The sequence below is a fragment of the Devosia sp. RR2S18 genome (genome assembly GCF_030177755.1).
Lineage (GTDB): Bacteria > Pseudomonadota > Alphaproteobacteria > Rhizobiales > Devosiaceae > Devosia > Devosia rhizosphaerae.
This window is the reverse complement of the sequence record NZ_CP126539.1, coordinates 3,773,653-3,796,203: the sequence shown is the minus strand read 5'-3', so window position 1 is coordinate 3,796,203 and position 22,551 is coordinate 3,773,653. Positions and strand designations below refer to the sequence as shown.

Here is a 22,551-nt window from a genome sequence, read left to right as displayed (position 1 = left end):
TCTCCTCGCGGGCGACATCGCGCCAGGATACGCCCCGCCGACGGGCGGGGATAAGCGAGAGAACCGGGGAAAAGCCTAGTCGAGCAGCGTGCCCCAATGAGGCTGCCACTCACCATCCTCGACGATGACCATGATGCGGTTGAGCCCCATTTCGGTGCGCAGCGTCTCGGCGGCCTCGAGCGCCCTGGGCACCGGCCGGGGAAAATCGGCGATCACCTCCACCGCACCCACATCGGCCACCATGCGCCCCATCGCCCGCCGCACGGTGACGATCACGGCGTCCCGCGGATGGCGTTGATGGGGATAGAGGCGATGAAATTGTGCTGTCATGGCGCGTCCTTGATGGCCTTAGACGCAGGAGGGTGGCGCGGCGTTCCATTTATGGGATGGTGTCGACGCGATCTCAGATTTCTAGCGCACAGCGGCACCAAAATCTCCGCCGCCAATATGTGTGGCGGGCGGGCTTCATCAAGAGCTAGTTCGCATTGCGTGCAGTTATTTTCGGTAGGCGTCAAACGTCTAGTTTGCAGCAGTGCTATTGCAGAAGGGGTGCTGCATTTGAGAGTTACTAACGAACGCAGAGCCGCCATCCCGCTTAGCCGTTATGTGGCCTACTTGCATTCCGTTGCGGTGCAACAAGCCGTCGCAGGTCGGACACTTCGGTGCGGCTGGGAGGGCTCCGTGCAGAAAAGCGGCTCCTTTTACTTCCCTCGTGAATGATCCGTTTCCGGGATCAAAAAGTTCCTCAGGATTGGAAATCAGAAAGTCGAAGGCACGATCTTTAGCAAGTGCATCACCAATTTCGTGGGGGGACTTGCCGTTCTGCAGGTCGCCTATCACTCGGCGGTAGAGCGCCAATATCCTCGGCCTACTTCTGCTTCCACTTCCAAGGCGCCGAACAGCTTCGGTGATCCCCCTGTTCGCCAGGAGGAACTCCTCAAACTTGGAGCGGATGTGAGTGAAGTCCATGAAGTCACTGGTCTGCCATTCGCGAAAAAGTTCAACAAAAGCTAATACGGCTCCTGACTGAAAGACTCCGCTGCGAGAGTAAAAGTACAAAGCAGGGTGCAGGCCTAAAGATGATGCATGGTTCGAGCACAGTCTTCTCAAAACTCGTCGGGCCTCCAGCAGGAAGGTGACGGTCTGCTCGCCTGTTTCGTCGGCAGGAAATTCATCCTTAACGACCCTTCTGTTGCGTGCGTCAGCCACTTGAATGCGGTTGATGAGATTGATTAGGTCAAAGACAAATGGAAGGGCTCTTGGACCATAGCCGGGCCCGCCAAGAGGCAAATCGAGCGTTTTGATCGGTGCGCTAAGAACCGGTTCAAAAAGAAGCGTATTTATCTCCCGACCTAAGTGGCTGATATTCTCTTGCCGGTCCTTTGAGTAACGATTCCAGTAGTTGTTTCCAGTGCCGCCGTGTAAAACCGGGTCGTGTCCCGGGACGTGGTGTAACTGAGCTGGTCAAGCCGCTCGCGAGCGCGCCATTACGAGCGCCGTAGCGAGCGAGCGGCTGGGTGGTCATCGACGGATTTCCGGTAAGGTCTGGTTGCTTACCCCAACCCTGCACCTGAAGGACCACCGATGACCGACTCGATGATGAACCTGCGCACGCTGGTAGAGAAGACCCCCGACGCCGATATTCTGCGCGAGATGATTGGCTTTGCTGCTGAACGGTTGATGGAGCTGGAGGTTAGCGCTGCCACCGGCGCCGCTTATGGCGAGAAGAGCACTGAGCGGCGGGTCCAGCGCAATGGCTACCGCGAACGGGACTGGGAGACACGAGCCGGCACAGTCGAGCTGCGCATCCCCAAGCTGCGCAAGGGCAGCTACTTCCCTGGCTTTCTTGAGCCGCGCCGGATGGCGGAGAAGGCGCTGACGGCAGTGATCCAAGAAGCCTACATCCAAGGCATTTCCACCCGCTCGGTAGATGACCTGGTCAAGGCCATGGGCATGAGCGGCATCTCCAAAAGCCAGGTGAGCCGGCTATGCGAGGAGATCGACGGTAAGGTTAAAGCGTTCCTGGACCGACCGATCGAGGGCGATTGGCCCTATCTGTGGATCGACGCCACCTACCTCAAGGTGCGCCGGGGTGGCCGCATTGTCTCGGTGGCTGCCATCATGGCTATCGGCGTCAACGCCGATGGTAGACGCGAGGTGCTGGGCATGGAGATCGGCACCTCGGAAGCCGAGGCGATCTGGACCGAGTTCCTGCGCAAGCTGACCCGCCGCGGCCTACGAGGCGTGAAGCTGGTCATCTCCGATGCTCATGAAGGCATCAAGGCGGCTGTCACCAAGGTCCTTTGTGCAACCTGGCAACGCTGCCGGGTTCACTTCATGCGCAACGTCCTTGCTCATGCTGGCAAGAGCGGTCGCCGGGTGGCCAGCGCCTTTATCGCTACAGCCTTCGCCCAGGAGACCCCTGAGGCCGCAAGTATCCAATGGCGCGCCGTTGCCGACCAGATCCGCACTCGCGTGCCCAAGCTCGCCACCATCATGGATGAGGCCGAGCACGACGTCCTCGCCTATATGAGCTTCCCCAAGGAGCATCGGGCCAAGCTTCACTCGAACAACCCGATAGAACGGGTCAATGGCGAGGTGAAGCGCCGGACCGAGGTGGTGGGCATCTTCCCCAACGAGGATGCCATCGTCCGGCTCGTGGGCGCCATCCTGCTCGAGCAAAACGATGAGTGGGCTGTGCAGCGCGCCAGATACATGTCGCTGGAATCCGTTGCCCATTTGAGCGATGATCCCCTCGTCAGCCTGCCGGCAGTCCCCGCACGCTGACCAACCCGGCCAAGCCGGATATGCGTGGAGGCCCTGCCTCAGTTACACCACGCCGAAGGACACGATCTAAAACCGCCCGCGTCGCCAAAGCTGTCGAAGAGCTTCTTGCCTTCAGAATCCGTTGTTCGACAGGATCGATCTTGGTGCCACCCTGATTGATGCGAAAGAACGACTTTTCTGCTTTGTCGTGATCGGCATTCCTAATCCACTGCGCTTGGATTTCCTGCCAGCCGATGCGCTGAGCTCGCTCCGCGATGTCAGCTCTGGCGTTATTCGGATAATCAATCGCCATCTTATGATCTTGGTAAGACCCAACAGCCGCCTCTACCGAGTCCCTAGTTCTTGTAGCGGCCAGGCGCTGCTCGTCCGGAATGAAATTGTGAAAGTAAGTTCGAGATACCATGCCGTCTCCGTAGTCGTCATGAACCCACGCAATTAGAGCGCTGAGGCGGTGAGCGCCGTCGATAACGAACACACTCTGACCGGCACGCCAAAGGATCACCGCAGGAATAAGATCTCGTCTAACAAACGTGCCGATTAAGTCCGCAACCTGATCGGGGCTCCAGTTGGCAGTCTCACGTTGGAATCTGGCTTCCGCAAAGCTGGATAAAGAAAGCCTTTAGGCTCCAAACCTGTGACGGATAGAGATGTTATGTCTTCGCCTTCTTCGCCCCTGGCGGCCAGGTCAGCACGGCGAATTAGGGCATCCAAGTTCACTACTGCAGTGCCCGCCATGCTTCCCTCTCATCAGCTCACCGAGTTGTCTTAGCTCATGACCTCCCTAGCGCAAAGGCAGAGAACTTTGCTGGGCTCACGGTGAGGCGGTTAGCCAACGATTTCAGCGCACCTGGCCACCAATGGAAGCAGGTCGTTGCATCATAGGGGTGGACGGACTTCTCAAGAAAGCAAGTTTGTTTAAGCTCCCAGCTCAAGCCTGGGGTGAGACGCGGTGGGTGTTCGGAACACGGCGGGAGCGTGGAGCGCAGTGGGTGTGCGGAGTACGATGGGTGCGTGGAGTACGGAGAACGGTGAGTGCTCGGAGCATGGTGGATCGTGCGGCGTGCAGGGGATACGGTGCGCGGTGGCCAGCCCCGAACGCCTCCTCGCCTAGTCGTCGCCCATCTTCAGCGCTTTGATGAACGCTTCCTGCGGGATCTCCACATTGCCGTATTGGCGCATCTTGGCCTTGCCCTTCTTCTGCTTTTCCAGAAGCTTGCGCTTGCGGGTGGCGTCGCCGCCATAGCACTTGGCCGTCACGTCCTTGCGCATGGCGCGCACGGTTTCGCGGGCGATGATCTTGCCGCCAATGGCCGCCTGGATGGGAATGACGAAGAGGTGCGGCGGGATCAGCTCCTTGAGCTTTTCGCACATGATGCGGCCGCGTGACTCGGCCACCGAGCGGTGCACCAGCATGGAGAGCGCGTCGACCGGCTCGGCATTGACCAGGATCGAGAGCTTGACCAGATCGCCCTCGCGGTGCTCGGCGAGCTGGTAGTCGAAACTGGCATAGCCCTTGGAGATCGACTTCAGCCGATCATAGAAATCGAACACCACCTCGTTGAGCGGCAGGTCGTACTCCACCATGGCGCGCTGGCCGACATAGGAGAGGTTGCGCTGGATGCCGCGCCGGTCCTGGCAGAGCTTGAGGATGGCGCCGAGATAATCGTCGGGCGTGAGGATGGTCGCCTTGATCCAGGGCTCGCGGATCTCCTCGATCTTCATCACGTCGGGCAGATCGGCCGGGTTATGGAGGTGGATGGTCTCGCCATCGGTGAGCAGGATCTCGTAGACCACCGAAGGGGCGGTGGCGATGAGATCGAGATCGAACTCGCGTGAGAGCCGCTCCTGGATGATTTCGAGGTGGAGGAGGCCCAAAAAGCCGCAGCGGAAGCCAAAGCCCAGCGCGGCCGAGGTTTCCATCTCGAAGCTGAAGCTCGCATCGTTGAGGCGCAGCTTGCCCATGGCGGCGCGCAGTTCATCGAAATCGGAGGCATCGACCGGAAAGAGCCCACAGAATACGACCGGTTGCGCGGGCCTGAAACCGGGGAGGGCGTTGGCCGTGGGCTTTTTGTCCTCGGTGATGGTGTCGCCGACATTGGTATCGGCCACTTCCTTGATCGACGCGGTGAAGACGCCCAGTTCCCCCGGGCCCAGCTCCTTGACTTCGACCAGCTTGGGCGTGGTGACGGCGACGCGGTCGAGCTCATAGACGGCGCCGGAGGCCATCATGCGGATTTTCTGGCCCTTTTTCATCACCCCATCGATAATGCGGACAAGGACGACGACGCCCAGATAGGTGTCGTACCAGCTGTCGACCAGCAGCGCCTTGAGCGGCGCGTTGATGTCACCCTGAGGCGCGGGCAGGCGCGTGACGATGGCCTCGAGCACCTTGTCGATGTTGAGGCCGGTCTTGGCCGAGATCTCGACCGCCTCGGACGCGTCGATGCCGATCACGTCCTCGATCTGCGTCTTGACGCGCGGAATGTCGGCGGCGGGCAGGTCGACCTTGTTGAGGACCGGGACGATCTCATGGTTGGCGTCGAGCGCATGATAGACATTGGCCAGCGTCTGCGCCTCGACGCCCTGGGAGGCGTCGACCACCAAAAGCGAGCCCTCTACGGCGGCCATGGAGCGGGAGACTTCGTAGGCGAAGTCGACGTGTCCGGGCGTGTCGATGAGATTGAGGATGTAATCCTCGCCATCTTCGGCATGATAATTGAGGCGCACGGTCTGCGCCTTGATGGTGATGCCGCGCTCGCGCTCGATATCCATGGAATCGAGCACCTGCTCCTTCATCTCGCGCAGCTCCAGGCCGCCCGTCAGCTGGATCAGGCGGTCGGCGAGGGTGGATTTGCCATGGTCGATATGGGCGACGATGGAAAAATTGCGGATGCGGGAGAGGGGCGTTGTCATGGGCGCGCTGATAGCATCCCCCACAGGCCCCGCAAAGATGGTTTCTCCTTCGTTAAGCCCGGTTTTCGGCAACGCGAGGCGGGGGAGCAGCGTTGCGCCAGCATGATGAGATTGAGCCTTGCCCTTTTCGCCGCCAGCACCGCCCTTGTGAGCCCCGTCTTGAGCCAGGACGTGCTGGATACGATGACCGATGCTGTGGAACAGGTCTTGCCGCGCGACCGCCCGGCCGACCGCGAGGCGTCGTCGGAGCCGGAGGCTGCGGAGGACGCGGAAGCGGAAGCTGCAGAAGCGGAAGCGGACGAAGCGGCACCCCTGCCGCGGCCACGCCCAGAGGCTGCCGACGCGCCAGCAGCGGAAGACGAGGCAGAGGTTGATGCGGACATAGAGGACGATGCGCCCGCCGAGGATGACGACGCCAGCGCGGCGGAGATCGAGGCCGACGGCGCAGAGATGGAAGCCGACGCCGAGCTGCCGCACGAGGTGGTGCCCGAAACCGAGGTCCCGCCCGAGCGCATCTATCAAGTGGCATGCCCGGCCATGCTGAGCGGGCAGGTGGAAGGGCGGCTGCTCGAGCCGATCAGCGAAGGCGCTTGCGGCACCCAGTCGCCCCTCGAGATCACCGCGGTCGCCAGCGGCGGGCGCATGGTGCCGCTCTCAAGCCCCATTACCACCAATTGCGCCATGGCCACGGCCCTGCCGGAGTGGGTGGCCACCATTGATGGCTACGCCAAGGCGATGTTCAACAGCCCCTTGGCCGAAGTGGTGACCGGCACGAGCTATATGTGCCGCGCGCGGGTTGGCGGCGCCACAAATTTCGCCTCCGAGCACTCCTTCGCCAACGCCATCGACGTGGTGGGCTTTACGCTCGAGGACGGCACCACCATCAGCGTCCAGGACGACTGGCTACCGGCGGCCCAGCCAGAAGGCCGCATGCTGCGCCTGGCCCATGGCGCGGCCTGTTCTGCCTTCTCCACCACGCTCGGCCCCGAGGCCAATGAGGAACACGAGGATCACTTCCACCTTGATCTCGGCTGCCATGGCGCGGCCTGCACCGCTCAGCTCTGCGAATGACGCTTACTGCGCCGGCGTCTCGGCCGGTGCTGCAGCGGGAGCGGTTGCGGCTGGCGTAGCGCTGGCCTGCTGGGCGTAAATCGAGGTCACCGCATCGACGCTGGCGAGGTCGGCACTGCCGGCGGTGCAATCGGGGCTGGTGGTTTCGACGTCGGCCTTGATCTCGGCATAGGCTGCGTCGCCCGCCGCCTCATCCATGCTGAGCGCCCGCTCGAGCCGCCGCTGGTCAATCACCATGCCGTCGCGGACAGTCGCGTCGACCTCCTCCGCGCAGATTTCGATGGTTGCCAGCGTGGCATAGAGCCCGGTCAGGAGGTTGGCCTGTGGCGAGGTCGCGTTGGTGACGGCCGTCGGATCGATTTCGATCTGCGGCGCTGCCGCTTCTGTGGGGGCAGCGTCCTGCGCGAAAACGGCAATGGGGGCGGCGGCGACGGCCAAAGCTGCAAAAAGGCGGATCATGGGAACTCCTGGGCTAGGAGGCGCGAAACGGCGCCAAGCGGATTTGGCTCCGTTCAAGTCCCTGATTATGGCCTCAGCACGGCGGCAGGTGCATCGCTCCACCGCCAGGGTGTAGTAGTGCGGCAATCATGCCACAGGGTTTCTCGGGCTCTTGCAGAGGGGGTGGTGGGTCGGCAGGTCTGTCCACTGCCGGAAAGCCATGGTGTCGGGGTCCGGCCGAGAAGGCTGGTGCGGTCCTGCCCAGGCGGCAAGGCGCCGAAGAAGCCGCTTCATGATAGACATTTTGTGGTCTCCTTTTCGAAGCAAATTGGAGGAATGCTCAATATCTGAGGCCAATCGTGTGGCGCAGCAATGGACAAGGTCACTGCTGCGCTATAGAAAATCTATATGGCAAACCCCTTCCCCATACCGCTCAATGCCTTGCGGGCGATCGAGATCGTCGCGCGCCGCGGAGCGTTGTTGCCGGCGGCCGAGGAACTGGGCGTCACCATCGGTGCGGTCAGCCAGCACCTGCGACGCGCGGAAGAGCGGCTGGGCATGGAATTGTTCGAGCGCACGCCTGCCGGCTTGCGCCCTACCGCAGCGCTCAAAACTGCATTGCCGCAACTGACCGCCGGCTTTGCGGCGCTGCAGGACGGCATCGGCACGCTCAAGGGCAGCGACGAGGGTGTGTTCAATCTTACCGTTGGCAGTGTCTTTGCGTCGCGCTGGCTGATCTGGCGGATCAACAAGTTCACGGCGCTTCATCCCGAGATCGAGGTCCGACTGACCGTAACCGGTCACATGCTGGATTTGAGCCGCCCTGACATCGACTGCGGCATCCGCTTCGGGGCGGGGCAATGGCCCGGAGTGACGACCAGCCTCATCGGCGGGCGTTCTTTCCAGCCGGTATGTGCGCCACCCGTGGCCCGGCGGATAGAGAGCCTCCAGGATCTTGCGCAGGTGCCGGTGATCCGGGACGAGACGACCATGCTCGACTGGCGCTTGTGGCGGCGGGCGCTGGGGGTGCCAGAGGATGTGGAACTGGTTGGTCCCACCTACTCCGATCCGTCATTAGCCTTTGATGCCGCAATCAGCGAGCAAGGCGTGTTGATGGCCGTCGACATGATGAGCGCCGATGCGGTTAGCGACGGCCGATTGGTTCGCCCATTCGAGCACCCCGTCGAAGGACCGAACGGCTATTGGCTTGCCACCGCCAAGGGGCGACGCGAACCGCGCAAGACCAGATTGTTCCGCGAGTGGCTGGCGCTGGAAGTGCCCGCCTCTGCCCAGGGCTATGTGCATCAGTCTCGGCCTTAGCGCTCTCACCGCTAGGCCATGGCGATTTCTGGACAGAAACATGGTGAGCCGCTCAGTAAGTTCAAGTACAAGTGAAATGAAATACGTGTTTGCCCATATTGTGCGTACGTGCAGATGTTGTGAGCGGATAAGATGATGATTCGTCAAGACTCTGTTGTAAGTAGAGTCCTTGAGGGTGTGTTCGGTCACTGATGTATTAACCCAAGAATTAAGCTGTTATTAACCCCTATATAGACTCGTCAGACGCATTGTGGCAGTGTTTGGGCACTGAAGAGGCAGTATTCACCTCCCAGAGGGAAGAGGGGCTCACAATGCAGAAAGTTTCGCGCCGCTAAGGCGTTTTGACCCTGCTAACTCGCACAAGCATCGGAAATCCCTAGTCACAGCGCATCGCTATGTGCGGGTTGTGGGCGATAACGTTTGGATTTCTGGAGAGTTCAGGGTCGTCACCGGATCAGACGCTGACATGAACAGAAGGTCAGGCCGCGTGCCGCCTTCCCATGATCGGCTGCTGTGTGTGATCTCATAATACTAAGAGCGTGCCGCGATTTACATTGTTCAACTTGAACGATGCCGGATTTGTGCGGCCAGAAATCAGAGTGAGATCGCAAGTCGTCGTTGCGCTCAACCGTCCCGCTCGTCTGCTGACTGGGCAAACGGGGCCTCCGGAAGCGCAGCTTTATTCAACCAAGGGAAATCAAACTGGAGAATGACTATGAAGAAGATCACGTCCAAGGCTTCTAGGCTCGTAGCGCCATCGGTCCTCTTGACCACAATTCTTGCCGCTGGCACGATCGGCGTCGTCCCTGCCTACGCCACCTTCAATCTATGCGGGACCAGCCTCTGCACCGACAACTCTGACTTCTACCAGCACTTGCTTGGCATGCAGAAGGCTATCAACAACATCGTCAATTTCGATGATGCCAATGACCTTGTTCAGGAAGCCGTCAATGCCGGCAATCTGGTCAATGTCGGCGAGGTCGACGATGCAATGTCTCTCGCAAATGCTTCTCAGTTTGCTGATCTGTATCAGTATGCTTTGAACACCATCGATGGAGGAAACCTGGGCATTCTGTTCACGACTGACATTGACAATGCCACCCAGTCGGCAACCAACGTTGTAAACTCCATCTCGGGCGATTTGGTAACGGCTGTTGTTCAGAATCTGAACCGCGCCGGGTTTGCCGGCAACTGTATTCAGGTAGCCAGGATTTCCCGGAAGTAGGCGCCGTCCGCAACCATACTGTTCAAGACGCTGAGCAGCTTTCTGGCGGTCGCCGTCAGTGCGGCTTTCACTGGTTTCCCTGCGTCCTGTAACTTTCGCCGGAAGGCTTTGAACGTTGTCGAATGCCTTGAGGCATGCAAGGCAGCAAGATACAGGACTGTTCTGACGGTTGCCCTTCCGCCGCCGACGACCCGCTTACCCTGCCGCTGTCCACTGTCACGGGCGATCGGAGCGAGACCGGCTAATGCCGCGATCTTTCGGCGATCCGTCGTGCCGATTTCCGGCAGCTCGGCCATCAAGGTTGCGGAAACGATCATACCTACGCCAGGCACTGATTGAAGCATGCGGTCCGTTTCCGCTATTTCGGGCGACGATTGGATGATCTCGGCGATCCTGGCCTCGACCTTTGCAATTCGCCGTTCCAGAACCAGGATCAGGCTTTTCATATCGGATCTGGAATCGCTGTCTGTCGTTTGCTGGAGACGGGTCGCCTCCTGCTTTCGCATTTCAACTAATTGACGGCGCCGGATGATCTGCGCGAGCAGCACTTGCCTAGCTGCCGAGATCGGGGGTGTCTGAGCCGGCTGCAGCTTCTGTCCAAAGGTCGCGAGCATCCTGGCATCAACGCGGTCGGTCTTGCCAATCACTCCCATGGCTCTGGCGAAGTCACGCGCTTGGCGAGGATTGACTCGACTGAAGCTGGATTTACCCGCCTCAAGCCCGTCGCGCAGCGCTCGATCGTAACCGCCGCTAGCCTCAAAGATGACCCATGCTCCCTCGCGCGCAACAGCACTGGCAAAGCTCCGGATTCCGGCTGGAGTGTTCTCGATACGCCGGGCACCATGAGCTGGATGATAGATGTCGAGCCAAGCCTTGGCGGCATCAACGCCGATGTAAATATGGTCCATCATGTCTCCTGTTCCTGTACTGCGGGGTCTGCGCAACAGCCCCAATCAACTGTTCAGGATGAACGCGAAAATCGGGTGGCTCCCTTGCCGGCAAACGGGCTTGATCAATGGCCCCGGAGGCTCGCGGGATGCCACCCGCACCATCCATAATAATCGATCTCGCAAAGACAGGAGGCTCCAACTCCTGAGTAGGATGGAGCATGACAAGCAAGACCACGAACAAGTTTTCAGTTGAGGTTCGCGCCCGAGCAGTGCGCACGGTGCAGGAGCATGGCGGGGATTACCCATCCCGCTGGGCGGCCGTCGTATCGGTTGCCGAGAAGATCGGCTGCTCGGCCCATACCCTCAATGAGTGGCTGAAGAAGGCCGAGATCGACAGCGGCCGGCGCGCTGGTGTGACCACGGATATGGCCGAGCGGTTGAAGTCTCTGGAGCGGGAGAACCGGGAGCTGCGGCAGGCCAATGAGATCCTGCGCAAAGCCTCCGCATATTTCGCCCAGGCGGAGCTCGACCGCCCGTTCAAGCGATGATTGCCTTCATTGATGAGCACCGGGATGCTTATGGGGTCGAGCCGATCTGCAGAGTTCTGCCGATCGCCCCATCGAGCTACCACGAACGCGTTGCCCAGCGTTGTGATCCTTGCCGGCGGTCTTCCCGATCCAAGCGCGATGAGGTGCTCAAGCCTGAGATCATGCGTGTGTTTGCCGAGAACTTCGGCGTCTACGGCGTGCGCAAGGTCTGGCGCCAGATGCAGCGGGAAGGCTTTGATATTGCGCGGTGCAGTGTCGCGCGCCTGATGCGCGATCTGGGACTGCAGGGCGTGATACGGGGCAAGCCGGTGCGCACCACGATCAGCGACAAGGCGGCGCCTTGCCCACTCGATCACGTCAATCGCCAGTTCCATGCCCCTGCGCCCAACAGGCTCTGGGTCTCAGATTTTACCTATGTGGCGACCTGGGCCGGGTTCGCCTATGTGGCTTTCGTGATCGACGTCTATGCCCGCTATATCGTGGGCTGGCGGGTCAGCCGCACCGCCCATGCCAGCTTCGTTCTAGACGCTCTCGAGCAAGCGATCCACGACCGCCGCCCCATGCATCGCGGGGGTCTGGTTCATCATTCGGATCGCGGGTCGCAATACGTCAGTATTCGCTACACCGAGCGCCTGGCCGAAGCCGGCATCGAACCGTCTGTGGGCAGCGTTGGCGACAGTTACGACAATGCCTTAGCCGAGAGCATCAACGGTCTTTACAAGGCCGAGGTAATTCATCGGAGCGGGCCCTGGCGGAACATCGAAGCCGTCGAGTTCGCCACCCTCGAATGGGTCGACTGGTTCAATCACCGACGACTGCTGGAGCCCATAGGCAACATCCCGCCAGCCGAAGCTGAGGCAAACTTCTACGGCGCACTGGAACAACCGGCCATGGCCGCATAACTCAAACCAAACAGCCTCCGGATTTCCCGGTGCGGTTCAAGTCGTTCGGCCAACAGGACGCACTTAATAACATCACGGGTGACTACCAGAGCACCTTCACCAATCTGGAGCAGGCCGCAACCAACGTGGTGAACACCCTCACGGCAGGCACGTCCCGGACAATCGAGCAGACCTCCCAGACCGCCCAGTCCGCTTCGAACACCATCTCGGGTGGGTGGGGTGGCTATGACACCGATGTCGGCGCTTCCGTCGACTGGGCAGCCACGGGTGATGATGCGGCTACCCGTACTCAGGCCGCGGTCAACGCAGCGAACCTGGTCAACATCGAGCACTTGACCATGGCCATCACGCAGGATGCTCACTACAACCCGCAGACGGCGACCAACTCGGCGAGCTTCTACGGCAATATCTACGATCTCGGCCAGTCCGCGACTAACGTTCTCAACAACGTCACCGTCGAGACGATCGACCCCTCGTTCTTCTGCAACTGCTATGGTGGTTGGGAAGTCAACCAGGACGCTTATGCAGCTCAGGTTTCAACCAACCTGATCTCGACCATGGGCGACGTCAACAACGCGATCCAGTCGGCAACCAACGTTGCCAACTCGATCAGCGTCCCCTCGAACGACGACTAATCACGCGCATGACTGCGCCCTGCGGGGCGCAGTCTCTTCTTCATGCGGCAGGATGACGAAAGGGGCAGGTCCATGCGCACGCTTGCTGTTGCGACGCTGACACTTGCAGGATGTGGCGCGGCGCTGGCTCAAAACGCGCCGCTAGCCGAGTACCGCCAGGACGCCACCGGCTTTCAGGTGGTCGAGAACACCCTCAGCCGCAGGACGCTCGAGGCGCTGACTGACGAGTTCATGCAGACCATGCTGGACCCCGCCGCGCTCGGTTCGCTTTCCCAGAGCGGGTCCAACCTCGTTAATTCGGTGTCATCAGGGGGCGACCTCAACACGGTGCGCCAGCGGTTCAATGGAACACAGAAAATCACCAATTCAATTGCGCTGGGGCAGGTCAACATTCATGCGGACACTGTCCAGACCGGCGACAACCTCGCCGGCACGATCACCGGGCGGACCATCAACCTCGCCGATCAATTGCTTGGCGCCGACGCGCGGCAATTGATCTTCAACGAGGCTGAACTTGGCATTCTTTATGGTTCGATCAGCCAGATCGGCACCAACACCGCCAATATGGCCATCGCAGAGTATTCCATCGGTACCGCCAACCAGGACATTGTGCGGGGTGCTGTCCAGTTGGTGGAGAACCGCCTGGAAGTGGCTGCGAGCGCCAGCGTTGCAGCCTTTATCGAGCAGCACGGCACCAATTTCGGCAACATGATGGTGTCCGATACGGTGGAGAGCGTCGAGCGCGTGTTTGCGGGCGACCAGATCGTCCGCAACACCGTAGTGCTGGGGGAATTGGGCGGTGGCCCCATTACCCAGACCGGCACCAACGTGGCCAATTATGTGCAGTCGAGCCGCATCGGCACCATCAGCCAGGAGTCGACCGGCGTACAACTGGTCGTCAACGAGATCATTGGGCCCAGCGGGCAGTTGGTCAGCGGGCCGAACTACACTCAAAGCTCCAACGATGTGGTCAACATGATTGTGCTGTCGCCCCCCACTGGCGGCAACGACAATGCCGACATCGAGCTGTCGCAGACGGCCGACTACCCGCAGCAGCAGTCGGGAGGCAATGGCAGCTCGGGTCAGACCGGCAACTCGGTTAGTGTTGTACGCTGATGCTGATTTGCCTTTTCCGCAATATACGTAACAGTACTTATAATTACTGCGTAGGCGCATACTTATTTTAAGAGTGTTGCAGTAAATATATTGCTACGGTCGGCGTCATCTATACAGTCCAGGAGGCAAATCTGGGGGCGGGTATGATGCGCACACTTCTGACGACGGTAGCTTTGTTGGCGCCGCTCTGCTGTTCGAGCGCGGGTCTTGCGCAGGAAGAAGAAGGGGCCGCGTTTGATCCTTCCCCGTTCCTCTCCTCCATGATCGCTTTGCGCGGGGCCGCCGTCACCTGCGATCCCTTCGTTGCCAATTCTCCCGGCCAGCGTACCGCCGCCGTGCCGGAGTTCTTCAGCACGCTCAAGCAGACGCTGCCCGAACTGGTCGACGCCGAGACGCAGGCGAGCCTCAACCGCTTTGTTGGTTCGCAGGCAGCCGTGCTGTGTCGGGACAAGCTGCAGGCCGCCTACACAAACTACGGCGCGCAGGTGCGGATCTATGCCGAGCGCAAGCCCGAGGATTGGCCTGAACCGCCCGAGATCAGCAGCGCCGCCTGGTGCAGCTCCGAACATTGCCTCGAATTCTAGCGTATCGCCCAACCAGCGCTACCCGGAAACCAGCCATTTGCCTTCCACACAATCATCATCTGCCTACAGCGCGCACGAGGAGACGCGACATCATGAGAGCATTGCTTGCGGGGGTGGGCCTTGCCGCCGGCCTCATATGCAGTTCGGCGGCCCTGGCCAACGGCTTGGGCGAGGCCCGGCCTTACCAATTCCGGACCGATAGCCAGCGCCAGGTGAACCTCACCGTCGAACGCACCCGGCTCGAGCTCTACGGCCTGCTCGGCAGTTCGGGCAGCGCAGCGGGGCTGGGCGGCGGCACGGGGCAGACGGGCAATCAAAGCGCGATCACCGTCAGCGGCTCGAACAACAACATCACCATCACTCAGACCAACAACGGAGCACAGACGCAGACCTCCGATTGCAGCGACACTAGTTTCAACATCACCGGGGGGATGTACGGATGCTAAAGCTTCTCGGCACTGCGGTGCTGGTCGTCGCACTGACCGGCTGCACCACGTTCAGCCAGATGAGCCGGCCCAAGGCGCAGTTTCATGGTCCCGTGCCGCTGGCCACCGCCACGCCGGCAGATGATGCGCTTGTCTGCCTCAGCAAGACTCCCGAGGTACGCAATTCGGGCATCGTGCTGGCGGTGCATACGATCACCGACCAGACCAACAAGTTCAACAGCGACGAAGGGGGCTTCGTGCCGCGCGATGTTGCGGCCATGCTCATCACCGCCTTGCAGAAGGCGGGGATGGCCCAGGTCAACAGGAGCAACACGGTGGTCACCGAATGGGAGCTGGCGCGCGCCCGCGAGCAGATCCTGGGCGATGGCGCGCCCCAGACCGTGGGCAACCAGACGGTGGATTTGCGGCCCATCACCAAGGGCTCCATCCGCGGCTCCGATTATGTGATCGACGGGGCGATAACCCAGCTCGACTTCAATACCTATTCGGGGGGCGGGGAAGTGCTGGTGGGCGGCATTGGCGGCGGCGCACGGGCTTTTGCGCTAACCGCGGCCGCCGATCTGCGCGTTACCAATACCGAGAGTACCCGGATCGTGCGCGCCGGATCCTATTCCAAGCAGGCGGTGGGCCATGAGGTCTATGCCTCGGTGTTCCGGTTCTTCTCCAGCGAACTGTTCGACACCAAGATCGGCGACAAATCGCAAGAGGGCCTGCATGCCGGCGTGCGCTGGCTGATGGCGGAAGCGGCCTACGACATCGTGAGCTCACTGGTGCGCCACAAGGGCAGTTGCGACAAATACCTCCCGCAGGCCACCCAAGAAATCCGGGCTGAAGCGGTTGCCAAGACCGTTTCGGTCGGCCCCGCCGTGGTGGCTCCGGTGCCGCCACCCCCGCCGGCGCTGGCGATCAAATAGGCAGGCCAGAGAGGTTGTGTGCCGCTGCGTTGCGCGACGCAGCGGCTTTTCTTTGCGCTTAGCGCAGCCAGCCCTTGGGGCTGGGGTGCAGTTCCATCTGGCCGCCCTTGGTGGCCTCGTCGATGTCAGCGATATCCTCGGGCGAGAGCTCGAGATTGTTGAGCACGCCGAGATTGTCCTTGAGCTGGTCGAGCGTCCGTACGCCGATAAGCGCCGAGGTCATTTCCGGCCGCCGCAGTACCCAGGAGAGCGCCAGCTGCACCATGGACTGGCCGCGGGCCCGGGCGATGGCGCCGAGCTTATCTACGGCGTCGAGCACGCGCGGCTCGATATGGCTAGAGCGGAGCGAGCCATTGGGATTGTCGCCACGCGTGCCTTCCTTGGTGCCCCCATTATACTTGCCCGACAGCACGCCTTGCGCCAACGGCGAGAAGGCGATGACGCCGATGCCCAGTTCGCCACAAGCGTCAATAGTGCCGTCATTCTCGATCCAGCGGTTAAGTACCGAATAGCTCGGTTGGTGAATGGTCGTAGCGACGCCCATCTCCTTGAGGAGCCGGTAGGCCTCGCGCGTCTCGGCTTCCGGGTAGCTGGAGATGCCCACATAGAGCGCCTTGCCCTGCCGCACGGTCTGCGCCAGCGCGCCCATGGTTTCCTCCAGCGGCGTATTGGGATCGTAGCGGTGGGAGTAAAAGATATCGACATAGTCGAGCCCCATGCGCTGCAGGCTCTGGTCGAGGCTGGCGATGAGATATTTGCGGGAGCCGAACTCGCCATAGGGGCCGGGCCACATATTGTAGCCTGCCTTGGTGGAAATGATGAGTTCGTCCCGATAGGGGCGGAAGTCGCGCGCCATCACCTGTCCGAAAAGCTCCTCGGAGGAGCCGGCCGGAGGCCCGTAATTGTTCGCCAGGTCGAAATGGGTGATGCCATTGTCGAAGGCATAGCCCAGGATCTCCATGGCACTAGGATAGTCGCGCGTGCCACCGAAATTCTGCCAGAGCCCCAGGCTGATGACCGGCAGCTTGAGGCCCGAGCGTCCCGAGTGGCGGTATTGCATGGTGTCATAGCGTGCCGTATCGGCCCGATAGGTCATTTCTCGCTCCCGATTTTGCGATTTGGATGGCCGTGACGCTGCGGCCATGCAGTGGTAAGAGCAGGCCCGATGAGCCCGCCGGAAATCGACATGCCTGCCAATCTGCCCCAAGCCGTTCTGCCATACAAGGTGATGGCGATCTATAAGTTCGCCCAGCTGCCCGACGTCGAAGCGATCCAGCCGGAGCTGGCGCGCTTTTGCTGCGAACGGGGCATCAAAGGCACGCTGATCCTGGCGCCTGAAGGCATCAATGGCACGGTAGCGGGGACCGCGGCGGCGATCGATGCGCTGGCGGACTTCCTGTTCCGCAGCGCCGTGTTCGGCGAGCGTCTCGTGGGTGCCGAGGTAAAGTACTCGAGCGCCAGCGAGATGCCGTTCCACCGCATGAAGGTGCGCCTCAAGCCCGAGATCGTGACGTTGCGGGCGCCTGAGGCTAACCCCGCCGAGCGGGTTGGGACCTATGTCGAACCGGCCGCGTGGAACGGCCTCATCGAGCGCAACGACGTCGTCGTGGTCGACACCCGCAATGACTACGAGGTGGGTCTAGGAACGTTCTCCCGCGCGCTTGATCCCAAAACCAAGACCTTCACCGAGTTCAAAGACTATGTTGCGACCCATCTCGACCCTAGCCGGGACAAGAAGGTCGCCATGTTCTGCACGGGCGGAATACGGTGTGAAAAGGCCTCCTCCTACCTCCTGAGCCAAGGTTTCGAGGAGGTGTTCCACCTCAAGGGCGGGATTCTCAAATATCTCGAAGAGGTGCCACCGGAGCAGAGCCGCTTTCAGGGTGAGTGCTTTGTCTTTGACGAGCGTGTCTCGGTCGGCCACGGCTTGGTAGAAGGCGAGGCCACGCTCTGCCGCGCCTGCCGGCACCCGCTCACTCCCGATGAGCGCGACAACCCCGATTATATCGATGGCGTCAGTTGCCCACACTGCGTCGGCGAGACCGCCAAGCACGAAGCAGCGGCCGAGCGGCAACGCCAGATCGAACTGGCCAAGAGCCGTGGCGGCGCCCATCTCGGTGATGCCGCCGCGGAAGCGGCACGGCAAGCCAAGGCCCGGAAGCGGGCGCAAGCCGAAGCTTCGCGCGCCCGCAATAAAGTCGGCGGTTAGAGGGCTAGGCCCGCAGCTTTGGCGGCCGCGAGAAAGCTGCGGCTGATGGGGATGATCGCGCCGTTTTCGAGTTCCAGCACCGGCTTGCCGGCCTGGCGCTTTGCGCTGCGGACGGCATCCAGCGCCACCCAATGGGAACGATGGACCTGCAAACCCTTGGCGGGCGCGGCCTCCCCGATAGCATCCGAGAGGCGCATGAGGAGCAGGCTGGTCCCCTTTTCCGTCGTGACTTCGACGTAGTGGTCGGTAACACCAATATGGAGGAGCCGGCCCCGCTGGGGATGGGGTAGCCTATCGAGGATCGCCGGCTGCTGTGGGTTCGGCGCGGCCGCAGAGCCTCTAGAAATCTGTCGCTCGACAAGATGGGAAGCTATCGTAATGCCCAAGCAGATCAGGGCGCAATAGACCACCAAGTGCGCTTAGGCGATCGCCCCGTCAAAGCCGAATACGAGGCCATTGATGAGGTAGATGACGGCCGCGATCAGTGGACCGGGCAAGAGCCCGATTAGCCCGTGCTGTAGCCAGATGCCGTGCACCCGCTGTGAGATCACCGGGAATAGGGCAGCGCTAGCGACGGTGCCTACCGAGTAACTCACCGCCGCCACCAAAAGCCAGTAACCCAGACGCGGCACAAGCTCGAGATATTCGAAGGTGCCGAACGGGCCAACCAAGCCGAGCAGCGCCCCGATCAGCAAAATGCCGATCCAGGTGCGTCGGTCCTGAAAATGCGACTGCGCTTCACGCAGCGTGAAAGAAATGGCGCTGTCGTTCACGTATCGAGCGTCCGTTTCGCGTAGGTGGAGTTGCGACGCAAGTGTAGCGGCGGCAGGGCGGGTGGCAAGCGTTTCACGAGGAGCTTTGCCATGTCGCTGGAGCCGCTCTTGCAGGCCGACATCGCCGTCCAGATCCATGCCTTTACCGCCCTTCTTGCCTTTGCGCTTGGCGCCTTTGTTCTCTGGCGCCGCAAGGGAACAAGACTGCACCGGGCACTAGGGCGGCTTTGGGTGATGCTTATGCTGGTAGTGGCCACCAGCGCCCTGTTCATCAACGAGATCCGCCTGATCGGTCCATTCAGCCCAATCCATCTTTTTGTAGTCAGCACCTATTGGGGGCTCGCCGTGGGCATTTGGCACATTCGCGTCGAGCGGGACATCGCCAAACACCGCGCCGCGATGCAAGGCACCTATCTGTGGGCGCTGCTGCTTGCCGGCGCCTTCACCTTGCTGCCCGGCCGGCGCATGCACGAGGTGCTGTTTGGGTCGGACGCAGGCTGGATACCCTCGCTGCTCGTGGTCGGGCTTGGCATCACAGCCGCCTTGCTCCTGTCGCGGCGCAGTGGCCCAAGGCCTCAGAGCGAGATAAAGCCATCCTGAAGCAGTCAGCTGGGGACGCCGTCGCTATCCTCGTCGAAGCCGTTGTTGACCAGTTCGACCAAGGCTTCCAGCGCTTCGCGCGCCTGCTTGCCACTGGCTTGCACAAGGATGGTCGAGCCGGGCCCCGCCCCCAGCATCATCAAGCCCATGATGGAGTTGCCGGCCACCGATGTGCCGTCCTTGATGACGTTGATGCTGGCGTCGTAGCACTCTGCCGTGCGCACGAAACGTGCCGAGGCACGCGCATGCAGGCCCTTGGTGTTGACGATGGTCAATTGCTGGGCGACAGCGCGCCCACCACCGCTCGCTCCGTCCACTATCCCGCTCCCAGGATCGTGTTGGCCACGGTGATGTATTTGCGGCCCGCTTCCTGCGCTAGATTGACGGCGTCGCGGATATTCATCTCGCCCCGGACCCGCCCCAGCTTCACCAGCATGGGCAGGTTGACCCCGGCGATCACCTCCACCTCGCGGGTCTGCATCACCGAAATCGCCAGGTTCGACGGCGTGCCGCCGAACATGTCGGTGAGGATGATCACGCCCTGGCCGTCATTGGCGCGATCGACGGCCGCCAAGATGTCGTTGCGGCGCCCCTCCATGTCATCATCGGGGCCGATGGCGATGGTTTCGCAGTGTTCTTGCGGCCCAACGACATGTTCGAGGGCCGACTTGAACTCATTGGCAAGCGCCCCATGCGTCACCAGAACCAGACCGATCATGCAGTGTCCCCAGCCTGCCGTCTCGCGCCCATTGGCGCAAACGGCGGCATTGCAGTGTCAATTGCCCCGACCCGCAGGCGTCCCGCAAGGGATGCCCCACATGGTTGAGCCCGGCCAAAGAGCACGAGCGCGCGCAGTCTCGGTCCGGAGCGTAAGCGTTTCAAGTGGTATTTTGTCACGGTGCGGTTGGCTTGAGGTTAACCGCCGCAATGGCTTCCACGGCAAGCAGCAGCTGGTGCCCCAAGCTGGTCAGACCCGATTGGGGAATTGGAGCGCGCGCCAGCGACATGCCGAGCAGTTCGGTGACCAGGGCATCCTCCTCCAGCATGCGTGTGAAGTCCGGCACGAGGTCGATGACCAAGTGCAGTGGCGCCGGGCTGCGGTGGGGACGCTGGACAATGCCGCGGCCGCGCAGTTCGATCAATCCGGCGATCTGGGCTGGCGCCGCCATGACCAACAGGTCGTCCGCCAAGGTCAGGTCCACCCGATCATCCGAAACCAGGTGAGCTGAAAGGTTGCGACCCTCCCAACGGTCAAGCAGTGATAGCGCCAAGACGGACTTACCGGCGCCAGAAGGACCCCGCAGGAGCACGCCGGTGTCACCCAGCACCAAACCCGTGCCATGCACATTCAGAGCTTCGTTGTTCATGGCGGGCGAGACTATTTGCGCGCTCGGGGCAGGGCAATCGTAAAGACGGCGCCGGAGCGATCCTGCCGGTTGTGGGCGCGGATCGTGCCCTTATGGGCATCGACAATCTGTTTGGAGATCGAGAGCCCCAGACCCGAATGGTTGCCGAACCCGTCGGCCTCGGGGCGATCGGTATAGAAGCGTTGGAAAATGCGACCGACATCACCGGTGATACCCCGGCCCTGATCCGTAACAGTGACGGTCACCACATCGGTGTCGGTTGCCACGGCCACCGCAACGGTGCCGTTGGGCGGCGAGAAGGATACGGCATTGTCGATGAGGTTGGCAAAGACCTGCGCCAGCCGGCCCTCATGGCCCAGGATAATGGCTGCCCCCTTGCCAGAGCGCTTGACCAGTTCGACCTTGACGCCTCGGCCAGCGGCGATGTCGCTTTGGATCGACACCATCGCCTCGGCGAGCTTTTCAACATCCACCCGCTCGGCACTTTCGCGCGCCAGCTCGGCATCGAGCCGGCTGGCACTCGAAATGTCGGTAATCAGTCGGTCGAGGCGCTTGACGTCGTGCTGGATGATGGCGTTCAGCCGCTCACGATCCTCGGCGCGCTTGGCGAGTGGCAGCGTCTCCACCGCTGAACGGAGGGAGGTTAGCGGGTTCTTGAGTTCATGGGCCACGTCGGCGGCAAACCGCTCGATCGCCTCGATGCGGTTATAAAGCGCATCGGTCATGCGCCGCAGCGCGCCGGAAAGGTGGCCGATCTCGTCGGGACGGTCTGAGAAGTCGGGGATTTCGGCGCGCGCATTGCCAGCGGTCTGCACCCGTTCGGCGGCGGCCGAGAGGCGGCGCATGGGGCCGGCAATGGTGCCGGCCAGCAGCAGCGACAGGGCGATCTGCACCACGGCCGCGATCATGGCGATGCGCAGGATGCTCCAGCGCTCCTGGGCCACCACCGAGTCAATGTCTCCGGGCGCGGTGGACAGCAGGATGGCACCGACAATGGCGCGCTGGCGCTGCACCGGCACAGCCACCGAAACCACCAACTGATTATGGTCATCAACCCGCACGAAGTCCGCCGGCGCCGCCTGGAGGGCGGAGGCGACCTCGGGATAGCGGGTGCCTTCGTCAGCCCCAAAATCTTGATAGCGGGGGAAGTTCTCGCCAGGCACCCAGGAGATTATGGCGTTCCACCAGTCCCAGAGAGGAGAGCTTTCCTGCGCCGCAGCATCGGTGCGCTGCCGCAGCACCTCACCGCGCGCATAAATATTGTCGCTATCGAGGATCAATAGCCCGTTCTGGTCATAGATGCGGGCGCGGGTGCGGGTGGGAGTTATGAGGTTGCGCAGGAGCGGCGCCACGCGCTCTGGATTGATCGGGAACTGGAGCGAAGGATCGAAGTAGGAGAGGGGGGAAACGTTGCCCGACTGCAGTTCGAGCAGCCGGTCCGGGTTCACCTGGATGACGTCGCTGTCCACGGTCGCGGAAGCTGCAATGGCTGCCGAGATGATCTCGCCCTGAACGCGCAAGGATTGCACGCGCGCATCGATCAACCCGGCGCGCCATTGGTTGAGATAAAGAATGCCCACGACGAGCACCAGTAGGCCCGCCAGATTAAGCACGATGATGCGGCGGGTGAGGCTCGAAAAGATGGTGAGATCGAGGAAGCGCCGTATAGCGGTGCCGGCCCTCGCAAACGGGCTGACCACCCGCCGCCAACCCGAACCGCGCGGTGCGCTAGGTTCGGTGGAAGCCTCAGGCGAGCGCCATTCTGACCTGGTATCGGTCTTGGCCTCCGGATCCGGGTCGATAATGGCCACGG

General features: G+C 61.5%; 25 protein-coding genes and 1 other annotated feature. Of the genes, 12 read left to right on the top strand and 13 right to left on the bottom strand.

The genetic code is table 11. The features are described 5' to 3' along the window. Window positions 1–75: 75 nt before the first annotated feature. Window positions 76–330 (bottom strand): hypothetical protein, encoded by a 255-nt coding sequence (locus tag QOV41_RS18820; protein ID WP_284578469.1) that lies wholly within the window; start codon window positions 328–330, stop codon window positions 76–78. Between the two features lie 189 nt (window positions 331–519). After that, window positions 520–1,209 carry a hypothetical protein gene (locus tag QOV41_RS18815; RefSeq protein WP_284578468.1) on the bottom strand — a complete coding sequence of 230 codons (690 nt, stop codon included), beginning with the start codon at window positions 1,207–1,209 and terminating at the stop codon, window positions 520–522. A gap of 375 nt (window positions 1,210–1,584) precedes the next feature. Between QOV41_RS18815 and QOV41_RS18810 the strand changes: the two genes are divergently transcribed. Next, window positions 1,585–2,787: an IS256 family transposase gene (locus QOV41_RS18810; RefSeq protein WP_284577339.1), complete on the top strand. Its 1,203-nt coding sequence runs from the start codon at window positions 1,585–1,587 to the stop codon at window positions 2,785–2,787. Here the strand turns inward: QOV41_RS18810 and QOV41_RS18805 are convergent. Continuing rightward, on the bottom strand, window positions 2,759–3,325 hold the full coding sequence (locus QOV41_RS18805; RefSeq protein ID WP_284581376.1) for a hypothetical protein: 567 nt from the start codon (window positions 3,323–3,325) through the stop codon (window positions 2,759–2,761). The two genes, QOV41_RS18810 and QOV41_RS18805, sit on opposite strands and share 29 nt — an antisense overlap. Before the next feature lie 569 nt (window positions 3,326–3,894). Further along, the gene (lepA, locus tag QOV41_RS18800; protein WP_284578466.1) at window positions 3,895–5,700 is read right to left on the bottom strand and encodes a translation elongation factor 4; all 1,806 of its coding nucleotides are present in this window, start codon (window positions 5,698–5,700) and stop codon (window positions 3,895–3,897) included. Between the two features lie 102 nt (window positions 5,701–5,802). On the opposite strand from lepA, the gene QOV41_RS18795 reads away from it, so the two are divergent. Continuing rightward, on the top strand, window positions 5,803–6,771 hold the full coding sequence (locus QOV41_RS18795) for an extensin-like domain-containing protein (protein ID WP_284578465.1): 969 nt from the start codon (window positions 5,803–5,805) through the stop codon (window positions 6,769–6,771). A 3-nt stretch (window positions 6,772–6,774) separates the two neighbouring features. Here the strand turns inward: QOV41_RS18795 and QOV41_RS18790 are convergent, their stop codons facing one another. After that, window positions 6,775–7,230, bottom strand: a complete 456-nt coding sequence (locus tag QOV41_RS18790; RefSeq protein WP_284578464.1) for a hypothetical protein — start codon at window positions 7,228–7,230, stop codon at window positions 6,775–6,777. A 387-nt stretch (window positions 7,231–7,617) separates the two neighbouring features. Here QOV41_RS18790 and QOV41_RS18785 point away from each other — a divergent pair, with 387 nt between their 5' ends. Beyond that, window positions 7,618–8,529 (top strand): LysR substrate-binding domain-containing protein, encoded by a 912-nt coding sequence (locus tag QOV41_RS18785; RefSeq protein ID WP_284578462.1) that lies wholly within the window; start codon window positions 7,618–7,620, stop codon window positions 8,527–8,529. Between the two features lie 715 nt (window positions 8,530–9,244). Then, complete coding sequence (locus QOV41_RS18780) at window positions 9,245–9,754, top strand: hypothetical protein (RefSeq protein WP_284578460.1); 510 nt, start codon at window positions 9,245–9,247, stop codon at window positions 9,752–9,754. On the opposite strand, the gene QOV41_RS18775 is transcribed toward QOV41_RS18780, so the two are convergent. Next, complete coding sequence (locus QOV41_RS18775) at window positions 9,727–10,665, bottom strand: IS110 family RNA-guided transposase (protein ID WP_284578459.1); 939 nt, start codon at window positions 10,663–10,665, stop codon at window positions 9,727–9,729. The two genes, QOV41_RS18780 and QOV41_RS18775, sit on opposite strands and share 28 nt — an antisense overlap. Window positions 10,666–10,862: 197 nt before the next feature. Here QOV41_RS18775 and QOV41_RS18770 point away from each other — a divergent pair. The 6 genes from QOV41_RS18770 to QOV41_RS18745 all read left to right on the top strand — a co-directional run bounded on the left by QOV41_RS18770 (window position 10,863) and on the right by QOV41_RS18745 (window position 15,789). Next, a protein-coding gene (locus QOV41_RS18770; protein ID WP_284578458.1) for an IS3 family transposase occupies window positions 10,863–12,094 on the top strand; the annotation gives its coding sequence in 2 pieces (ribosomal slippage) (window positions 10,863–11,157 and window positions 11,157–12,094; 1,233 coding nt in all). Further along, window positions 11,147–11,263: a sequence feature (AL1L pseudoknot), on the top strand. It overlaps the preceding gene by 117 nt. 29 nt (window positions 12,095–12,123) lie before the next feature. Then, window positions 12,124–12,729, top strand: coding sequence for a hypothetical protein (locus tag QOV41_RS18765; RefSeq protein ID WP_284578456.1), 606 nt, complete (start codon window positions 12,124–12,126; stop codon window positions 12,727–12,729). 72 nt (window positions 12,730–12,801) lie between these two features. Further along, on the top strand, window positions 12,802–13,845 hold the full coding sequence (locus QOV41_RS18760) for a hypothetical protein (RefSeq protein WP_284578454.1): 1,044 nt from the start codon (window positions 12,802–12,804) through the stop codon (window positions 13,843–13,845). A gap of 143 nt (window positions 13,846–13,988) precedes the next feature. Beyond that, window positions 13,989–14,429 (top strand): hypothetical protein, encoded by a 441-nt coding sequence (locus QOV41_RS18755; RefSeq protein WP_284578452.1) that lies wholly within the window; start codon window positions 13,989–13,991, stop codon window positions 14,427–14,429. A gap of 92 nt (window positions 14,430–14,521) precedes the next feature. Next, a complete protein-coding gene (locus QOV41_RS18750) occupies window positions 14,522–14,875 on the top strand; it encodes a hypothetical protein (protein WP_284578451.1) in 354 nt (117 codons plus the stop codon). Beyond that, complete coding sequence (locus QOV41_RS18745; protein ID WP_284578449.1) at window positions 14,869–15,789, top strand: CsgG/HfaB family protein; 921 nt, start codon at window positions 14,869–14,871, stop codon at window positions 15,787–15,789. The genes QOV41_RS18750 and QOV41_RS18745 overlap by 7 nt, the downstream gene beginning before the upstream one ends. 58 nt (window positions 15,790–15,847) lie before the next feature. Here the strand turns inward: QOV41_RS18745 and QOV41_RS18740 are convergent, their stop codons facing one another. Continuing rightward, window positions 15,848–16,885, bottom strand: a complete 1,038-nt coding sequence (locus tag QOV41_RS18740) for an aldo/keto reductase (RefSeq protein ID WP_284578448.1) — start codon at window positions 16,883–16,885, stop codon at window positions 15,848–15,850. A gap of 69 nt (window positions 16,886–16,954) precedes the next feature. Here QOV41_RS18740 and trhO point away from each other — a divergent pair, with 69 nt between their 5' ends. Then, window positions 16,955–17,998 carry an oxygen-dependent tRNA uridine(34) hydroxylase TrhO gene (gene trhO / locus QOV41_RS18735; RefSeq protein ID WP_284578446.1) on the top strand — a complete coding sequence of 348 codons (1,044 nt, stop codon included), beginning with the start codon at window positions 16,955–16,957 and terminating at the stop codon, window positions 17,996–17,998. Here the strand turns inward: trhO and QOV41_RS18730 are convergent. Both QOV41_RS18730 and QOV41_RS18725 read right to left on the bottom strand, forming a co-directional pair. Beyond that, window positions 17,995–18,384: a LytTR family DNA-binding domain-containing protein gene (locus tag QOV41_RS18730; protein ID WP_284578444.1), complete on the bottom strand. Its 390-nt coding sequence runs from the start codon at window positions 18,382–18,384 to the stop codon at window positions 17,995–17,997. The two genes, trhO and QOV41_RS18730, sit on opposite strands and share 4 nt — an antisense overlap. A 33-nt stretch (window positions 18,385–18,417) precedes the next feature. Next, window positions 18,418–18,771 carry a hypothetical protein gene (locus tag QOV41_RS18725; protein ID WP_284578443.1) on the bottom strand — a complete coding sequence of 118 codons (354 nt, stop codon included), beginning with the start codon at window positions 18,769–18,771 and terminating at the stop codon, window positions 18,418–18,420. Between the two features lie 90 nt (window positions 18,772–18,861). On the opposite strand from QOV41_RS18725, the gene QOV41_RS18720 reads away from it, so the two are divergent. After that, on the top strand, window positions 18,862–19,371 hold the full coding sequence (locus QOV41_RS18720) for a DUF2306 domain-containing protein (RefSeq protein ID WP_284578441.1): 510 nt from the start codon (window positions 18,862–18,864) through the stop codon (window positions 19,369–19,371). A gap of 5 nt (window positions 19,372–19,376) precedes the next feature. Here the strand turns inward: QOV41_RS18720 and QOV41_RS18715 are convergent, their stop codons facing one another. The 4 genes from QOV41_RS18715 to QOV41_RS18700 all read right to left on the bottom strand — a co-directional run bounded on the left by QOV41_RS18715 (window position 19,377) and on the right by QOV41_RS18700 (window position 22,549). Continuing rightward, window positions 19,377–19,688, bottom strand: coding sequence for an HPr family phosphocarrier protein (locus QOV41_RS18715; RefSeq protein ID WP_284578439.1), 312 nt, complete (start codon window positions 19,686–19,688; stop codon window positions 19,377–19,379). Further along, entirely contained in the window at window positions 19,688–20,089 is a 402-nt protein-coding gene (locus QOV41_RS18710; RefSeq protein WP_284578437.1) for a PTS sugar transporter subunit IIA, read from the bottom strand. Before QOV41_RS18710 ends, QOV41_RS18715 begins: the two co-directional genes overlap by 1 nt. Before the next feature lie 175 nt (window positions 20,090–20,264). Beyond that, a complete protein-coding gene (locus QOV41_RS18705) occupies window positions 20,265–20,738 on the bottom strand; it encodes an HPr kinase/phosphorylase (protein WP_284578436.1) in 474 nt (157 codons plus the stop codon). A gap of 11 nt (window positions 20,739–20,749) precedes the next feature. Further along, window positions 20,750–22,549 carry a sensor histidine kinase gene (locus QOV41_RS18700; RefSeq protein ID WP_284578434.1) on the bottom strand — a complete coding sequence of 600 codons (1,800 nt, stop codon included), beginning with the start codon at window positions 22,547–22,549 and terminating at the stop codon, window positions 20,750–20,752. Between the last annotated feature and the right edge of the window lie 2 nt (window positions 22,550–22,551).

Coding starts and splice junctions, on each gene's coding strand:
- QOV41_RS18820 (WP_284578469.1), bottom strand. CDS start 330: ATGACAGCACAATTTCATCGCCTCTATCCCCATCAACGCCATCCGCGG.
- QOV41_RS18810 (WP_284577339.1), top strand. CDS start 1,585: ATGACCGACTCGATGATGAACCTGCGCACGCTGGTAGAGAAGACCCCC.
- lepA (WP_284578466.1), bottom strand. CDS start 5,700: ATGACAACGCCCCTCTCCCGCATCCGCAATTTTTCCATCGTCGCCCAT.
- QOV41_RS18795 (WP_284578465.1), top strand. CDS start 5,803: ATGATGAGATTGAGCCTTGCCCTTTTCGCCGCCAGCACCGCCCTTGTG.
- QOV41_RS18790 (WP_284578464.1), bottom strand. CDS start 7,230: ATGATCCGCCTTTTTGCAGCTTTGGCCGTCGCCGCCGCCCCCATTGCC.
- QOV41_RS18785 (WP_284578462.1), top strand. CDS start 7,618: ATGGCAAACCCCTTCCCCATACCGCTCAATGCCTTGCGGGCGATCGAG.
- QOV41_RS18780 (WP_284578460.1), top strand. CDS start 9,245: ATGAAGAAGATCACGTCCAAGGCTTCTAGGCTCGTAGCGCCATCGGTC.
- QOV41_RS18775 (WP_284578459.1), bottom strand. CDS start 10,665: ATGATGGACCATATTTACATCGGCGTTGATGCCGCCAAGGCTTGGCTC.
- QOV41_RS18760 (WP_284578454.1), top strand. CDS start 12,802: ATGCGCACGCTTGCTGTTGCGACGCTGACACTTGCAGGATGTGGCGCG.
- QOV41_RS18755 (WP_284578452.1), top strand. CDS start 13,989: ATGATGCGCACACTTCTGACGACGGTAGCTTTGTTGGCGCCGCTCTGC.
- QOV41_RS18750 (WP_284578451.1), top strand. CDS start 14,522: ATGAGAGCATTGCTTGCGGGGGTGGGCCTTGCCGCCGGCCTCATATGC.
- QOV41_RS18745 (WP_284578449.1), top strand. CDS start 14,869: ATGCTAAAGCTTCTCGGCACTGCGGTGCTGGTCGTCGCACTGACCGGC.
- QOV41_RS18740 (WP_284578448.1), bottom strand. CDS start 16,885: ATGACCTATCGGGCCGATACGGCACGCTATGACACCATGCAATACCGC.
- trhO (WP_284578446.1), top strand. CDS start 16,955: ATGAGCCCGCCGGAAATCGACATGCCTGCCAATCTGCCCCAAGCCGTT.
- QOV41_RS18720 (WP_284578441.1), top strand. CDS start 18,862: ATGTCGCTGGAGCCGCTCTTGCAGGCCGACATCGCCGTCCAGATCCAT.
- QOV41_RS18710 (WP_284578437.1), bottom strand. CDS start 20,089: ATGATCGGTCTGGTTCTGGTGACGCATGGGGCGCTTGCCAATGAGTTC.
- QOV41_RS18705 (WP_284578436.1), bottom strand. CDS start 20,738: ATGAACAACGAAGCTCTGAATGTGCATGGCACGGGTTTGGTGCTGGGT.